The following is a 15,491-nucleotide window of genomic DNA, read 5'->3' on the forward strand; positions in this document are numbered from 1 at the left end:
CATTACATACTAAATGATCACAAGAGAGAACTTAGTATGTAATTTTCAAAAAATGCCAAACAGGCTTACATACTAAGCACTCTAAAAAAACATTTTAGTATGTAAAAAACAAAAAAAAGCCTTAAAAACAAGATAGAAACAGTCTTAAAACGACTTTTTTCCTCAAATGAGCCCTAAAATCACTCTTTGACACATCATAATTACATACTAAATATCTTCAAAAAGAAAATAGTATGTAATGGCAACTGAACAACATCATAAATTACATACTAAACCACATCAAAACAGAGGTTTGTATGTAAAGCCAGTATTTTACCCATCCGAGTGCAAACTGATTTCCGATATTAAACAAAAGAAACCGATGGGTACACCCCCACCGGTTTTCTTTGACGGGAAAAACAACTGTTTACTTTCCTGCAATTTCCTTGGCCTTCGCTTCGATTTCGGCGATGGCTTTCTTGCGGCCTTCAGCGGTATCTGCGTTGGCGAGGACGATGTTCACGAACACGGAGCCTGCAACCACGGCATACACGTGCTTGCTGAGCACCTTGGACTGTTCGCCGTTACGGATGCCGAAACCGCCGAGAACTTTCGCGCCCCCCTTACCGACCGTATCGATAAAGTCGAGCGTCGCCTGGTCAATGGTAGTTTCGCTGCCGGTAGTGCCCGCGCGAAGAGCGGCGTAGATGTACTTGAAGCCCTTGGAAGCCATGGTTTCGAGGCGTTCCTTGGTCATGGAAGGTGCCGCCACCGGGATGTTTTCGAGGCCGTGTTTTTTGCAGGCTTCGGTGAGGCCCTCGTCGCAATCGAACGGCAAGTCCGGAATGATGCATGCGGAAACACCCGAGTCCTTGCACATACGTACAAAGTTGTCTATACCCGGCGTAAAAGCAAGCGAGCCGTAAGTCATGATGTAGATGGGCGTTTCGGGATGGCGCTCGTGAATCTTCTTCACGATTTCAAGACCCTGCTTGGTCGAATAGCCCTTGTCGAGAGCGATCGTCGATGCCGTCTGGATGGCCGGACCGTCGGCGCTCGGGTCACTGAAGGCCAGCTGGATTTCAAGGATGTTCGCGCCACCCTTCACGAGGGCGTCGGCAATGGCGATAGAAGTTTCTGCGTCCGGGAACCCGGCAATGAGATGAGACATTAAGTTCATAGTTATAATCCCGTTTTGTCATGCCCGCCTGGTCCTATCGGCCTTTGGCCTCCAGGATGACTGGGCATCTCCTTTTATTTGTTCATTATCTCCGCGTCATGGATGTCCTCGTTGTTGTCGAGGCGCTTGAGTTCGGCCTTCAGGAATTCCTTCCATTTTTCGGGGCGGAACACCGGGCTCGTGATAAAGATGTCCTTGTCGCCGCGGCCACTCATGTTGATGACGAGCGCCTTGTCCTTCGGAAGTTCCTTCGCAATCTTCATGGCGGCGGCTCCGGCATGGGCGCTTTCGAGGGCGAAGAGAATACCTTCGTTGCGGGCGAAGAACTTGACCGCTTCAAGCGCTTCCTTGTCGAGAATCGCGGTGAATTCCACACGACCCGATTCACCGAGGGCAGCAAGCTGCGGGCCGATTCCCATGTAGTCGAGGCCTGCCGAAATGGAGCGGGTCGGCAGCGACTGACCGTCTTCATCGATGAGGAAGCGGCTCTTGTAACCCTGCAGAATGCCTTCGCGACTGGCGTTACCCGTCATGCGGGAAGCGTTCTCGCCCACGTTCGGGCCAATGCCGCCGGCTTCCGCACCAATCAGGCGCACGTTCGCATCGTTAATGAACGGAGTGAACACGCCGATGGAATTGCTACCGCCACCCACGCAAGCGACGACCGCTGCGATGTCGATGTTGCGTTCTGCGGCCTGGCGCTTGACCTCTTCACCGATAATCGACTGGAACGTACGGACAATATCCGGAAACGGTGCGGGACCGAGAGCGGAACCGAGCACATAATGCGTGTTCTTGAAATTCGTTGCCCAGTCGCGCATGGCCTCGCTCACGGCATCCTTCAGAGTGCGGCTACCGCTCGTGACCGGCACGACCTTCGCGCCGTACATTTCCATGGTCGCCACGTTCGGCTGCTGGCGGCGCACGTCAACCTCGCCCATGTACACCACACATTCGAGGCCGAGCTTCGCGCAAGCGGCGGCAGTGGCGAGCCCGTGCTGGCCGGCACCCGTCTCCGCGATGATGCGGGTCTTGCCCATCTTCTTTGCGAGCAAGCACTGACCGATGGCGTTGTTGATCTTGTGTGCGCCCGTGTTGGCGAGGCCTTCGAGCTTGATGTAAATCTGAGCGCCACCCAACAGTTCCGTTGCCGTCGGAGCGTAATACAGCGGGGTCTCGCGGCCAATGTAGTCGCGCTGGATAACGTGCAACTCCTCGAGGAATTCCGGATCGTGGATGTACTTGTTGAACGCCGCTTCGAGGTCGTCGAGCGGGCGGCGGATGATTTCGGCAACGTACTTGCCGCCGAACTTGTCAAAGAAACCGTTGTTAGAAACCGTTGATGTCATTTTTATTTTGTCGCGCCTTTTGCGCCTTGAGGTTAATGGTTATGGCTTCTGGTCCACCCGGAAGACAAAAAAAGAGGCTTCCGGTGAGTCCGAAAGCCTTTTACAAACACTTGATGAAATCAGCAAACCGGACTCTATTTCGTAGAGCCCCACCACCAGCGGTTGAAACGGATTGCAGAAATCATCTTCATGTGCTCAAAATTAGAAACCGAAACTTATGTTGGCAAGGGAAACGCGCAAAAAAAATGAAGGCTTCCATCACCAGGAAGCCTTCTACTAAACACTTGATGAAAAGGCAAGTCCTGAATCCCTTTTCGTGAGAACCCTGCCGCAAGCGGCCAGAGCGGATTGCCCGTTTCATCTTTATGTTATGCAATATATATACTAATTCGTTGTCTGTCAATAGGTTAATGTCATATTTTTGTAAAAAAAACTGTGATAATCCTCATTTTTGAGCTTTTTTGCAAAAAAAGCTTCCGCTCGGGTAAACTTTTGTTTATTTTCAATACTTGAACAATCACCCTATAAAAAGAAAAAACAAAATATATGAAGACGACCCTCAAGTACACGCTTCCCCTTGCAGGGATTATGATGTTTGTCGCCTGTGGCGATGATAGCAGCAGTTCTCCGGCAGCTAGCGGAAACAAATACATCCTTCACGAAGACAAGCAGACCTTCGGCATCATTCACGACCGTTGCTATGTCAGCGAAAGCAACACACGCTGGGACGAGAACGTGGACACGTCCTGGTACCACTACAAATTTGTCGGAAACAAGCTAGTCGTATTCGCGGACGGCAACACAGCCGACAAGCATTACGAATGGAACGGAGAAGAGGCCGAAGACTCGGAAAGCAGCCAAGTAATGGCCGGAGGCAGCAAAGGCAACATTTTCGGGACATGGAAAACAACTACGGAACGCTGCCGCTACGAAGATGGCGAAATTGACTGCGACAACAATAAAGAAGACGAAGAAAGCAACTCGACAATCTACGTTCTGGATGTTTCCAAAAGCAATCTTACCATGTCCTGGGAAATGGAGAAGAACTATTGCCCGGCAGAAGACCTTGAATATGATATTGAAGACCTCCTCGATTACAACGATGTAGAAGAGTATTCCGTATCATCATCCGATTGCAACACGGTCAAGTTCAAGGCGAACGGCAAGTCCGTGACGGCAACGATATCCATGAGCATTGACAAGGAAAATGTCGCTACGAGAGAGGTCACCTACACATCCGGAAGCAAGACCTGCCTATCTAGTTTCAAGAAGGTAAGCAAGATGCTGCAGATTCCCGAATCCCTGTGCAATGCCGATGACATGAGCAAATACATGAAGAAAGCGCCCGGCTATCCTCATAAATATCAAGTCGACAACGACGAGGAATTCTACCCATGCCTTTCTGACATGCTCGGTGTGGAAATCGAATACTAAGACTACAACGCGGCGATAAACACAAGAGATTTATATGGACGCAAAATCGCTTACTTGCCTAGTATTTTCACTTATTGCAGGCGCTTTTGCCCAAACTGGCGAAGGCGTTCCTTTTACTGATTCCAGGGATGGAAAAACATACGGCACCATAGAGATTCGATTCCAGCCATGGATGACGGCCAACATGAACATAAAATTGCCAGGAAGCTTCTGCTACGAAAACGACGAGAGCAACTGCGAACAGTTCGGTCGCCTGTACACTTGGGAATCCGCACAGAAAGCATGTCCTGAAGGCTGGCATATTCCAACATTCGATGAATGGAAAGAGCTAGTCGACAATGGTCCCACCATCGAAAACGAACATGAATACTGGCGAGGCTATGACGCGCTGCACATTCCCAAGTTCCTCGGAGGATTCAAGAATGCCAAGGGCAAGTTTGAATTAAAGGGAGTCCGCGCCGACTTCTGGACCGGGACCGAGAAGGACAAAGGCAAAGCGCATTATTGGTTCTGGAGTCAATCCTCCAAAAAATTCGGCAACGCCGATTATTCCAAGAAAGGCGCCATGTCAGTCCGATGCGTCTCTGATTGTCAAGGCGGTCAATCCGGTTATTGCGACGGGACTATGGCACGTGCCGAGTGGTGGGCGGATTTCCAGAACAGCCGTGTTACATCGTGTTTCAATGGCACAAACATGGGTGCTTCCGGGTATGAAGGAGAGCATTACGTTGTCAAGAACAACGGAACGGAATTTGATTGCATGAATTTATGCCCCGACGATAACGAAGGTCCTACATGCTTGGAAAATTCAGACCTTGTCGTCAAGACAAAAATCACCAACAAGGGTTTTGCAAAGGCACTGAACGATAAAGACAACCGGGTTTTCTTCAAGCAGGACGACAACAAGAAAATACAGGTCTGCGTGTCAAAAGATTCAAAAGACATTGACGGTTTTTGCATCCCGCTCAATGATGCTGAAAAATTTCTGACGCCCTTGGCAAAGGAATTATTGAAGTAATAAACTTACAAGACCCTCCAATGGAGGGTCTTTGCATTACGGAATTATTCGACCGACAACTTTTCAAACAGCGCCCGCAATTTCTCGGGGTCCTTGATTCCGGGAGTGTCTTCCACGCCACTGGAAACATCGATAAGTTCGGGGTGGAACTTTTCGCAAATTGTGCCGACATTTTCGGGGGTGATTCCGCCGGCAAGCCAAAGCGGGATGTCTCCCGTTTTTTCGCGAAGCAGGTTTTCGGGAATGGTCTTTCCGGTGCCGCCGGGAATGCCTTCGACTTTCGCGTCCAGCAGGATGCGGGGTTCACCGTGGGAGCGGAGGGCCGAAACTTGTTCGAAGTCAGAGGTTTCGCCTACGCGGGCAGCGCAGTAATGCGCATAGTCGGCGTCGGCAGGAGGCGTAATGCCGTGGAACTGCACCGCATCAAGCACACCTTCGCGGGCAAGCTTGATGGCGGTTTGCCCTTCGGGAGAATCTGGATCAGTAATGACGCCGACGAAGAGCGGAGATTCCCGCCTTGATTCGACTTCGCTCACCACAGGTCGCGGGAATGACAAATCAGAGCGAATTTTTGCGGCAAAACTACGCACGAAGTTTTCGGTGGTGAGGCGCTTTGTGGTGCTGAACACGAATCCCAGCATGTCGGCACCGAGTTCAGCAGCAAGAAAGCCGTCTTCGACACGGGTGATGCCGCAGATTTTTACAAGGGGACGGCGGGTAGCGCGTCGTTCCGCGAATTTTTTCCAGAACTTGCCACGAGCATTTTCGCGCCCGCTTTCGAACGCGGCCACAACTTCTTTTGCGAGCGGCGGATTCTTGGCAACCGCCTCCCCCACGAGAATTCCCGTAAAGCCAAGGCTACGCGCATAGTCGGCGTCGGCCGGCGTGTGGATACCCGATTCAAAAACAGCTTTCGCCGGGAGCCTGCTACGGACGCTTGCGGGGACCAGCGGGTCGGTGTGGAACGTCGCGAGGTCGCGGGAGTTCACGCCTGCGACAATCGTTTTTGCGGCATCTGCCCCGAGCGCGCTTGTGACGACCGAAAGCTTGCGGAAGTCATCGTTTTCGCGGACTTCTACAAAAGCCTGCATGTCGAGACTTTGGGCGCGCTTAGCCATCTTCACGAGTTGAGCATCGTCGAGAATTCGGGCGATGAGCAAAACGGCGTCGGCGCCGCAACGGTAGGCGATGTTGATTTCGTCTTCGTAGAGCAAGAAATCCTTGCGGAGTACGGCGCAGGTATGCAACCCCTGCTGACGACGCATTTCCATCAGGTCTGTAACCGCAATCAAGTCACGGAGCGACCCCTTGAAAAAATTCCCTTCGGTCAGCACCGAAACCGCCTGGGCATGCGCTTCGGCGTATGTCGTCGCGAGCCTTACCGGGTCCAAGTTCGGAGCGATATCGCCTTTGGATGGCGATGCTCGCTTGACTTCGAGAATCGCACCCGCATTGCCGAGAAATTCCGTATGGCCTACGCGGCGCTTTTCCGGAATGTCGATGCCAAAGTTAAGCCCAAGCCGCTCGATATCGGCTTTGCGCATGCGCACGATTTTTGCAAGAATATCTTCGCTCATGTTTTTGTACTTCAAAATGAAAGGAGATGCCCGCCTGCGCGGGCATGACATCCATTATTGTTCTTTTAGCTATTCGTTTCGACCTTTACTTCCTCGATTTTCTTCAGCACAGAGCCGTCTTCCATCGCCTTCATGGCCTTGTCGAAGCCTTCCTTGATGCTGGCCGCCTTCTTGCTGATGTAGAGGGCGGCACCGGCGTTCAGGGCGCAGGCGTACTTGATGCCCGGGCGGCCCTTGCCGTTCAGCACGTCGAGAGCGAGGTTGAAGTTGTCGACACCCGTACCGCCAGCGAGGTCTTCGGGATCCACGGAGGGGATGCCGAAGTCCTTGGGGTCGATGCGGTAAGTCTTGTACTCGCCATCTTCCAGGATTTCGGCGATGGTCGTCGGCACGCAGGGCGAAATTTCGTCATAGCCGTCGTCACTGATGGCGACCATCACGCGTTTTGCGCCGAGGGCCTTCGCCGCCTTGGTGAACGGTTCCAGCACGGTCGTGCTATAGACGCCGAGCATCAGGTACTTGGCTTCGGCCGGGTTCGTGAGGGGGCCGAGCAGGTTCATGATGGTCTTTACGCCGAGAACGCCGCGAACCGGGCCCGCAAAGCGCATGGCGCTGTGGTAGACAGGCGCCATCAGGAACACAAAGTTCGTCTTGTCGATGACGGAGGCCGCCTTTTCGGGAGCCATGTCCAGCTTGAAGCCTGCAGCCGTGTAGAAGTCGGCGGCACCGGACTTACTAGAGACGGCGCGGTTGCCGTGCTTTGCAATTTTTGCGCCACAGCTTGCTGCAATCAGGCCGGAGAGCGAGCTCACATTGAAACTGCCCTTGCCGTCGCCACCGGTACCCACAATGTCGGTGAGTTCGTCGCCGCTGTAGGGGAACTTGCGCTTCTTGCTGCTCAAAACCTTCGCGCAGCCGGCGATTTCATCGGCAACAGGGCCCTTGCTCGAAAGTGCGGTAAGGATTGCGGCCATCTGGCGTTCATCCATAATGCCGTCGGTCAAGTCTTCCATGAACATTTCGGCGGTTTCGCGGCTCAAGTCCTTGCCTTCGGTAAGCGTATTCAGAATCCCGCGCACATCGAGAGGTTCGCGACGGTAGTTGAGGAAAGCCTTGAAGAATTCATCGGCGCGGCCACTCGCGATGGATTCCGGATGGAACTGCACGCCTTCAATCGGGAGCGTCTTGTGGCGAATGCCCATGATGTCGCCGTCGGTAGCGCGGGCGGTCACTTCGAAATCCGAAGAGAGTGTCGCTTCGTCGATGACGAGGCTATGGTAACGCGTGAAGATGTTCTTCTTGCCGATGGTGCGGAAGAGGCCCTTGCCGTCGAGGTCGATTTCTTCGGCGATGCCGTGCTTGATGAATTTGGCCTGCACAATCTTTGCGCCGAAGGCATAACCGATGGCCTGGTGACCGAGGCAAACGCCCAGAATCGGGAGCTTGCCCGCAAAGTGCTTGATGGCTTCCACGGATATGCCGGCGTCTTCGGGGCGGCCCGGGCCCGGGCTCACAATAAGGCGGCTCGGGTTCAGTTTTTCGATGTCGGCGACGGTGCATTCGCGGCTACGGAGCACGCGGATTTCTTCGTTAGTAATTTTGGCAAGCGCCTGGTAGACGTTGTAAGTAAAAGAGTCGTAGTTGTCGATGATAATGATCATTTTTCTAATCCGAATTTTAAAAGGTTTGTGGTTCGGGGATGTGTCATCCTGGAGAGTCCGTAGGACTCGATAGGATCCATGGACTCTATCGCCTTCGGCTCCAGAGTGACAGTAATAGGAAGGTCTAATTTTCCCCCTCCAGTACGGCTCTGATTGCTCCGAGCTTTTCATTCGTTTCTTCAAATTCGCGGTCGGCGTTGCTGGCCGCGACAATGCCACCACCGGCCTGCAGGCTAATGGTCTTGCCCTGCTTGAGGCAGCAACGGATAGCAATACAGAAATCCAAGTCACCGTCGGATTCCATGTAGCCAACCGCACCCGCATAGAAGCGACGCTTGACTTTTTCGAGGCCAGAAAGAATTTCGATAGCGCTGATTTTCGGGGCTCCGCTCACCGTACCTGCCGGGAAGCTGGAGCGCAGCACTTCAATCGCCTTCTTGTTCTTCGCCACACGGCCCTGCACGTCAGAGACCAGGTGAATCACGTGGCTGAACTTTTCGCATTCCATGTACTTGGTGGTTTCCACCGTACCGGCTTCGCAGACGCGGCCGAGGTCGTTGCGGGCCAAGTCCACGAGCATCAAATGTTCGGCGCGTTCCTTCGGGTCGCCCTTCAGGTTCTTCATCAGAGCTTCGTCTTCGACGTCGTCCTTACCGCGGCGACGGGTACCGGCAATCGGGTGGATGGTCGCAATGCCTTCACGCACGCGCACGAGGCTCTCCGGCGAGGCTCCGATAAACTGGTGCGTACCGTAATCGAGGAAGAACATATACGGAGACGGGTTCACCGTGCGGAGCCTGCGGTAAATATCCAGCGCCGCGATGTCGCTTGCAAACTGGATGCGGCGAGAAGGCACTGCCTGCACAATGTTGCCGGCGATGATGTGTTTCTGCAAGGCTTCGACCTTTTCCACGTATTCCTTGCGGGACTGTTCCAGGTCGGTCATCGTAATGCCCTTGCCGTACTGCTGTTCGGGGGCGAGGTAGCTGAAGTCGAGGTCAGCAAGGCGGGCCTTCACCTTTTCAATGGCGGCCTTCAGGTCAATCTGGTGTTCTTCGTAGTTCAGGGCGAACAAGTGAAGCTTTTCGGTAAAGTGGTCAAACACGATGTAGATGTGACCCACCAAAAATTCCGCTTCGGGAATGTTGAGTTCATCGACCTGCGGGGCGAGGCGGATTGTATCGCAGCGGGCGCAGAATTCGTAACCGAGGTAGCCCACGCCCGAAGAGGGAATGGGAATCTGGTTGGGCGGCACCGTATTTTCGGCAGAAATCAGTGTAAGAGCGTCGAGAATGTCGCCCTCGCCTTCCTTGAGGAAGGTGCTTTCCTTGCCGTCGATGATGATGCTCACGTCGTTGTCGTTCTGGCGCAGACGGAAGCCCTCGTCCACCATCAGGGTCGAATAGCGGCTGCGACCGTGGGAGAAACTCGCCGATTCAAAGATTGCCTTCGCACCGAGCTTCTTGCCGAGCGAAAACGGGGTGTAACGTTCGCCCGGGAGCGCCACGTAGATGCTGTCGGTACGCGGTTCGTAGCCAGGCTGTTGGGTGATGTGGTTGGCCGGTTTGTTCGGCGACTTTGATGTGTTGGTCATTTTATCCTCTGGTTTAAAATCCTTTTCCTAGTGTTTTTGTGGACAAAGGCTTTGGTCCCGGAGGATTTCAACGATTTTGGTAAAAGAGAAAGGCCTCCGCGAGTCCGGAAGCCTTTGCTTAAAATCTTGGATGATTTGCGACAAATACCGGGCTCTATGTCAGAGTCCGCGCCACCAACGACGGTTGAGAGTTGCACATGTCACAAAGTTCATCATGCCACAAAGATACCTAACGAAACATATGTTGGCAAGGGATAGCACCGAAAAAAAGAGAAAAAAATTTCAACCCGCATCGATATATATAAGATACTATAATATATAAAGAAGGCCCCGCCGAAGCGGAGCCTTCCTGTAAAACTCGCTAGAGAATTACTTGGTGATGACGCGGGCCATTTCGCAAACCTTGTTGCTGTAGCCCCATTCGTTATCGTACCAGGCGCAAACCTTCACGAAGGTCGGGTCGAGCTGGATGCCAGCCTTGACGTCGAAGATGGAAGTGCGAGCGTCGTTGCGGAAGTCGGTAGAGACGAGAGCTTCGTCGGTGTAACCGAGGATGCCCTTGAGTTCGCCTTCAGAAGCTTCCTTCATGGCCTTGCAGATTTCTTCGTAGGTAGCCGGCTTTTCGAGTTCGGCAGTGAGGTCAACGAAGGAAACGTCGGAGGTCGGAACGCGGAGGCTCATACCGGTGAGCTTACCGTTGAGCTGCGGGAGAACCTTGCCCACGGCCTTAGCAGCACCCGTAGAAGACGGGATGATGTTTTCGAGGATGCCACGGCCACCGCGCCAGTCCTTCTTGGACGGGCCGTCGACGGTCTTCTGCGTAGCAGTAGCAGCGTGAACGGTGGTCATGAGGCCGCGCTTGATGCCGAACTTGTCGTTGAGGACCTTGGACATCGGGGCGAGGCAGTTGGTGGTGCAGGAAGCGTTGGAGATGATGTCCTGACCGGCGTAGGTCTGGTGGTTCACACCGTAAACGAACATCGGGGTAGCGTCCTTGGACGGAGCGGACATGATGACCTTCTTGGCACCGGCCTTGATGTGGGCGCGGGCGAGCTCGTCGGTCAGGAAGAAGCCAGTGGATTCCACAACGACGTCAACACCGAGGGCACCCCAAGTGATGTTGGAGGGATCCTTTTCGGCGAACACCTGAATCTTGTTGCCATCGACGATGAGGAAGTTGCCTTCGAAAGACACGTCGTGCTTGAAAGCGCCGTGCACGGAGTCGTACTTCAGCATGTAAGCGAGGTAGTCAACGTCGAGAAGGTCGTTGATACCGACAACCTGAATGTCCTTGGAGAAGTTTTCCACAGCAGCGCGGAAGACCATACGGCCGATGCGGCCGAAACCATTGATACCGAGTTTGAGAGCCATTATTGGATCCTTTTGTTTATTGTTGAAATTGCTAGCCACCTTTAGGGTGGTGCTTTGCTGGCGTCAAAGATACAAAAAAAGGCGGTCTTTGTGTAGTTCTGGAGTAAAAAAAAGACAAAAGACCGATATTTAGTGATTAAGGGAGCACGGACTCCCCCGCTTGCCCCCTCCCCGACCGGCAGGTGCGGTTCGGGACTAGTTCCCGCTGAACCCGAGCGAATCCTCAAGCCACGTATCGGTGCGCTGTACCGAAAGCCTGCTCTGGTAAGCCTTTCTGCCCGCCCGATGCTGCGCCCAGCGCACCGAAAGGGCGGAAAAGGGTCCAAGGTGCCTGAACGCCACGGCAAGCGCGTTCGGCAGGTTACGGCGCAGCACATCGTCTTCGAACGAGGCGTAGTGGCTCACGCTCCCCGGGTCGCCCTGGCGTGCCGAACGGCCGAAAAGCTGGCGGTCAATGCGCGAAGAAGGGTTGCATTCCGTCGCAATAACGTGGAGCCCGCCGATTTTCTTGACCTTGTCCGGAATCTTGATGTCGGTACCGCGGCCGGCCATGTTCGTCGCGACCGTAATGGCCCCGAACTTGCCCGCTTCGGCCACGATGGCGGCCTCTTCCTCGCAGCGCACCGCATTGATAATCCGGCAATGCAGGCCCTTCGATTCGATTGCCGAGGCAAGGTATTCGCTTTCGTCTATGTCCTTCGTGCCAATCAGGATGGGGCGGCCCTTCTCGTGCATGCGGATGACCTCCTTCACGATGGCGCGGCGCTTGGCGTCCTTGCTTGCGAAAGTCTTCAGGTGCGATACCTTGCGCTTGCTCTTGCGGTGATTCGGGATGCACACCACGGCAGCACCATAGATTGTCCAGAATTCGGCGGAGGCCTCCTTGCCCGTACCCGTCATGCCCGAGAAATTCCTGTAGAGCCTAAAGAAGCGCTGGAAGCTCATTCGCGCCTCCGTCTCCTTGAGGCCGCTCATTTCGAGCCCTTCCTTGATTTCTATCATCTGGTGCAGCCCGCCGTTCCACGAGCGCATGGGCATCTTGCGGCCTGTCGATTCGTCGACAATCACCACCTTGCCTTCCTCGACAACGTAATGGCGGCCACACTCGAACAGTTCGCGGGCCACAAGCGCCTGCCGCACCAAATCCTTCAAAAAACCGGCGCGGGCAAACGAAATCTCTTCGCCGATATCGTCCAGGCGGGATTCCATATCGACAACAAAGCGTATGGTGCGGTTCTTGTAGTCCACCTCGTAATCCGTACGGCGCTTCAGCTTTTCGGATACCTTGTACGCAAGGCGGCACGCCTCGTTGAACTCGTCGTTCTTCTTTTCGCGCGAAATAATCAGCGGGGTCACGGCCTCGTCAATCAGCACGTTGTCGGCCTCGTCGACTATGGCCGTATAAAGCCCGCGCTGCACCAGGTTCGACTTCAGGCGTTCCATATTCATGGTCGTGGCGCTAACGAGCCGCTTGCCAAAATCCTGAAAATTCCCCATCGCAATCCGGTCGCGCAAAAAGTCGGCCAGCACTTCCTTCGCCGTAGAATAAGTCACGTCGGCCGAATACCCCTCGCGCCGCTCCGCAGGCTTCATCGCACCCGTCACCGCCCCGACGCTCACCCCGCAATACGAATAGAGCGGCTTCATGATTTCGGCATCGCGTGCAGCCAGGTAGTCGTTCGCCGTAATCACGTGGCACGGGCGCTTGCTCCAGCCCCGCACGGCGGCACACATGGCGGCCGTAACCGTCTTGCCCTCGCCAGTCGACATTTCGGCGACATACCCGCGGTATAGCGCAAGCGCTCCCGTCAACTGCTCAATATACGGCCGGTACCCGAGAGTCCTCGACACGGCCTCCTGCACCAGGGCAAACGATTTCAGGAGAGCGCTCTTCGCGAAGGGGCGCTTGAGTTCGGCCTGCATGTCCGCCATGCGCTTTTTCAGGGACGCATCGTCGAGCTGCGTAAAAGAACGGCTCCACAGGTCGATACTCCGGGCATCTTTCAAAAGCCCGCGCAGCACTCCCCTGCGGCCCTTGAACTTCCCGACCATCCGCGACATCAGGGCATCGAGGCCCGTCGGGATCTTTTTCACTTGCTTGCAAGATGTCAGTCGGTAGTTGTCGGTAAGGTTCATATTACATCTTGTAGTACTTTTGCAGGGCCTGGCGCGCCTTGCGGATTCCCTGCAGGGCTAGCGGAGTATCCTTCAAATGGAAACGAATCTTGCCCGAACGGCCGTGCGCCCAGTCAATGCCCGCCAGGGCCGCATCGTCCCTGTTGATTGTCGCACGCACCAGGTAGACGGGTTCCGCAGTACGTTCGCCATACCCATCCCCCGCACCGCCCGAGGCACGCGTCTCGATTTCGCCACCGCCAAGCCACCCGAGCGCAGCGGAAGGCAAGCGGTCACGCGCCGCAGGAATAGCCGAAACGCTATCGACAGGGATTTCGGTAAAGGCGTCGCCGCTGAGCCGCACCGAGACCTTGCGCGGCTTTTCCGTGAACAGGCGAGAGACCTCCTCCTGGCTCACCACCGCCAAAAAATCGAATGCGGTCGTATCGAGCACCATCCCCATCGAATCGCCACGCTGCATAAAGCGGCCCACGTACTCGTCCGGGTTCTTCACGTCCCAAATGCCGTCCATCGGGGCCACAAGCGTCAACTTGTCGCGGTAGCGCAGCAGGTCGCCCAGTTCCTGCCTCAGCACGCCCAGCCGCTTTTCGAGCGGCAGCATATTTTCGGGAGCGCGGTCCAGCGCCTGGTAGTAGGCCTGCACGGCCTCCCTCACCTGCGCACGTTTTTCCTCAATCGAAAAATCGAGTTCGCGGTTTTCGAGGACCATCAGCGTATCGCCCTTCTTGACCTTCGCCTTTTCGCCGCGGAACACACCGGCAACAAGGCCGCCCTCGCCCACCGTCGTGTTTTCGTACCGCGCCGCCTCTATAACGCCGGGAGCCTTGAACGTGTCGGGAACGGGCAGGTAGAACAAAAGCGATATGGCACTGCCGAGCACCAGAACCGTCACGAAAACGGCTCGGTTACGCACCAGCGCAAGCCCGGGGCTTGCGAAGATGTACTTGAGGAACTTGCCCACCGGCATAATCACCATCGTCAGGCAAAGGAGGGCCCCCATGATAAACGAAAGTATCAGGTAGTGCTGCGAGATGGTGACGATGAACCCCGTAAATAGGAAAATCCTGTAGATCGACGAGGCGACTCCGTAAACCGAATAAATCACGCGTTCGAGCCAGGTCTCGGCAACCGCCTCGGCATCGCGCTTGAAGAACACGTAACGTTCCAGCAGGTACTTGAGGTGGCGTACCGAATTCTGCTGCAGGTTGGGCATGTCCAGCAAATCGGTCAGGATATAGTAGCCGTCGAATCGCATGAGCGGGTTGATATTGAACAGCACGGTAGAAACCGAGGCCATTATAACAACGTTGTACGCAAGGTTCTTGGCGAGTCCACCGCCAAGGTTCGCCCAGACAATCAGGGCGACCGAGGCGATAAAGAATTCCGTGAGCATGCCCGCGGCCCCCACCAGAGCGCGCCTCGACTTCTTGCGGAACGACCAGCTCGCCGTCGCATCCACGTACGGAAGAGGCACGAGCAGCATGAACATCACGCCCAGCGTGTGCACCTCGCCCCCGTAGCGCTTGACGACGCTCGCATGGCCGAATTCGTGCAAGAGCTTCACGAACACGGTACACACGTAGACCCAGCCGATATTCGACGGCGAAAGGAATCCCGAACTCTGGTCCTTGAGGGCATCGAAGTTCTCGATTCCGTATTTCGCGGCAACGATAACCGTCGCAAGCCACACGAGCGCGAAAGGCTTGCTCAGCAAGAAGCGGATAAGCCAACGCAGCTTGTTGAGCAGGGCATCGGGGTCGAACAGCGGCACCTTCAAGAAGAAGATGTTCAAGAGCGAGGCCTTGACCTTCTTCTGCTTCTGCTTTCGGTTGCGCTCGAACAGCTTTGCGCCATCGTCCACACCCGTGTACATGAGCATGTTCGCCTGGTACAGCTGCGCAAGCATCTCGATGACTTCGCCCTGGCCGGGCATCTCGCCTTCGCTACCCTTGAGCATGGCGCTCCACACCTCACCCACCGTCTTGTCGGGCGAAAGGCGCGACACGAAGTCGTATGCCCCGCGAGGCAATCGGTAATACTGGTTCGTAAACGGTTCGTAAAGTACGTACCAAAGTACACCGCGGTAGGTCTGCCTGTGGACGCGGACACTCGCCCTGAGGGAGATTTTACTCCCCGCAAGGCGGTACCACGACTCATGGAATATCTTGCGCTGCTGATCGAGGACCATAGAA

At 54.9% G+C, this 15,491-nt stretch carries 10 protein-coding genes; 2 read left to right on the forward strand and 8 right to left on the reverse strand.

Features of this window, described 5'->3' with window-relative positions; translation table 11 throughout:
- Positions 1-406: 406 nt before the first annotated feature.
- Positions 407-1,159, reverse strand: coding sequence for a tryptophan synthase subunit alpha (gene trpA, locus B4A77_RS02245; protein WP_290737908.1), 753 nt, complete (start codon positions 1,157-1,159; stop codon positions 407-409).
- Between the two features lie 74 nt (positions 1,160-1,233).
- On the reverse strand, positions 1,234-2,508 hold the full coding sequence (trpB, locus tag B4A77_RS02250; RefSeq protein ID WP_290737911.1) for a tryptophan synthase subunit beta: 1,275 nt from the start codon (positions 2,506-2,508) through the stop codon (positions 1,234-1,236).
- A gap of 546 nt (positions 2,509-3,054) precedes the next feature.
- On the opposite strand from trpB, the gene B4A77_RS02255 reads away from it, so the two are divergent.
- Together B4A77_RS02255 and B4A77_RS02260 are read left to right on the forward strand one after the other, a co-directional pair.
- Entirely contained in the window at positions 3,055-3,942 is an 888-nt protein-coding gene (locus tag B4A77_RS02255; protein WP_290737913.1) for a hypothetical protein, read from the forward strand.
- Between the two features lie 34 nt (positions 3,943-3,976).
- Positions 3,977-4,960: an FISUMP domain-containing protein gene (locus B4A77_RS02260; RefSeq protein ID WP_290737916.1), complete on the forward strand. Its 984-nt coding sequence runs from the start codon at positions 3,977-3,979 to the stop codon at positions 4,958-4,960.
- 44 nt (positions 4,961-5,004) lie between these two features.
- On the opposite strand, the gene B4A77_RS02265 is transcribed toward B4A77_RS02260, so the two are convergent.
- The 6 genes from B4A77_RS02265 to B4A77_RS02290 all read right to left on the reverse strand — a co-directional run bounded on the left by B4A77_RS02265 (position 5,005) and on the right by B4A77_RS02290 (position 15,487).
- Positions 5,005-6,537, reverse strand: coding sequence for a bifunctional indole-3-glycerol phosphate synthase/phosphoribosylanthranilate isomerase (locus B4A77_RS02265; protein WP_290737919.1), 1,533 nt, complete (start codon positions 6,535-6,537; stop codon positions 5,005-5,007).
- A 65-nt stretch (positions 6,538-6,602) separates the two neighbouring features.
- A complete protein-coding gene (locus B4A77_RS02270; protein WP_290737922.1) occupies positions 6,603-8,198 on the reverse strand; it encodes a bifunctional anthranilate synthase component II/anthranilate phosphoribosyltransferase in 1,596 nt (531 codons plus the stop codon).
- A 124-nt stretch (positions 8,199-8,322) separates the two neighbouring features.
- Positions 8,323-9,792 (reverse strand): anthranilate synthase component I family protein, encoded by a 1,470-nt coding sequence (locus tag B4A77_RS02275; RefSeq protein WP_290737925.1) that lies wholly within the window; start codon positions 9,790-9,792, stop codon positions 8,323-8,325.
- Positions 9,793-10,161: 369 nt separating this feature from the next.
- The gene (gene gap / locus B4A77_RS02280; protein ID WP_072811949.1) at positions 10,162-11,163 is read right to left on the reverse strand and encodes a type I glyceraldehyde-3-phosphate dehydrogenase; all 1,002 of its coding nucleotides are present in this window, start codon (positions 11,161-11,163) and stop codon (positions 10,162-10,164) included.
- A 195-nt stretch (positions 11,164-11,358) separates the two neighbouring features.
- Positions 11,359-13,299: a hypothetical protein gene (locus B4A77_RS02285; RefSeq protein ID WP_290737929.1), complete on the reverse strand. Its 1,941-nt coding sequence runs from the start codon at positions 13,297-13,299 to the stop codon at positions 11,359-11,361.
- A gap of 1 nt (position 13,300) precedes the next feature.
- Entirely contained in the window at positions 13,301-15,487 is a 2,187-nt protein-coding gene (locus tag B4A77_RS02290; RefSeq protein ID WP_290730100.1) for a hypothetical protein, read from the reverse strand.
- Positions 15,488-15,491 lie beyond the last annotated feature (4 nt).

The sequence above is a fragment of the Fibrobacter sp. UBA3718 genome, assembly GCF_002371935.1.
GTDB lineage: Bacteria > Fibrobacterota > Fibrobacteria > Fibrobacterales > Fibrobacteraceae > Fibrobacter.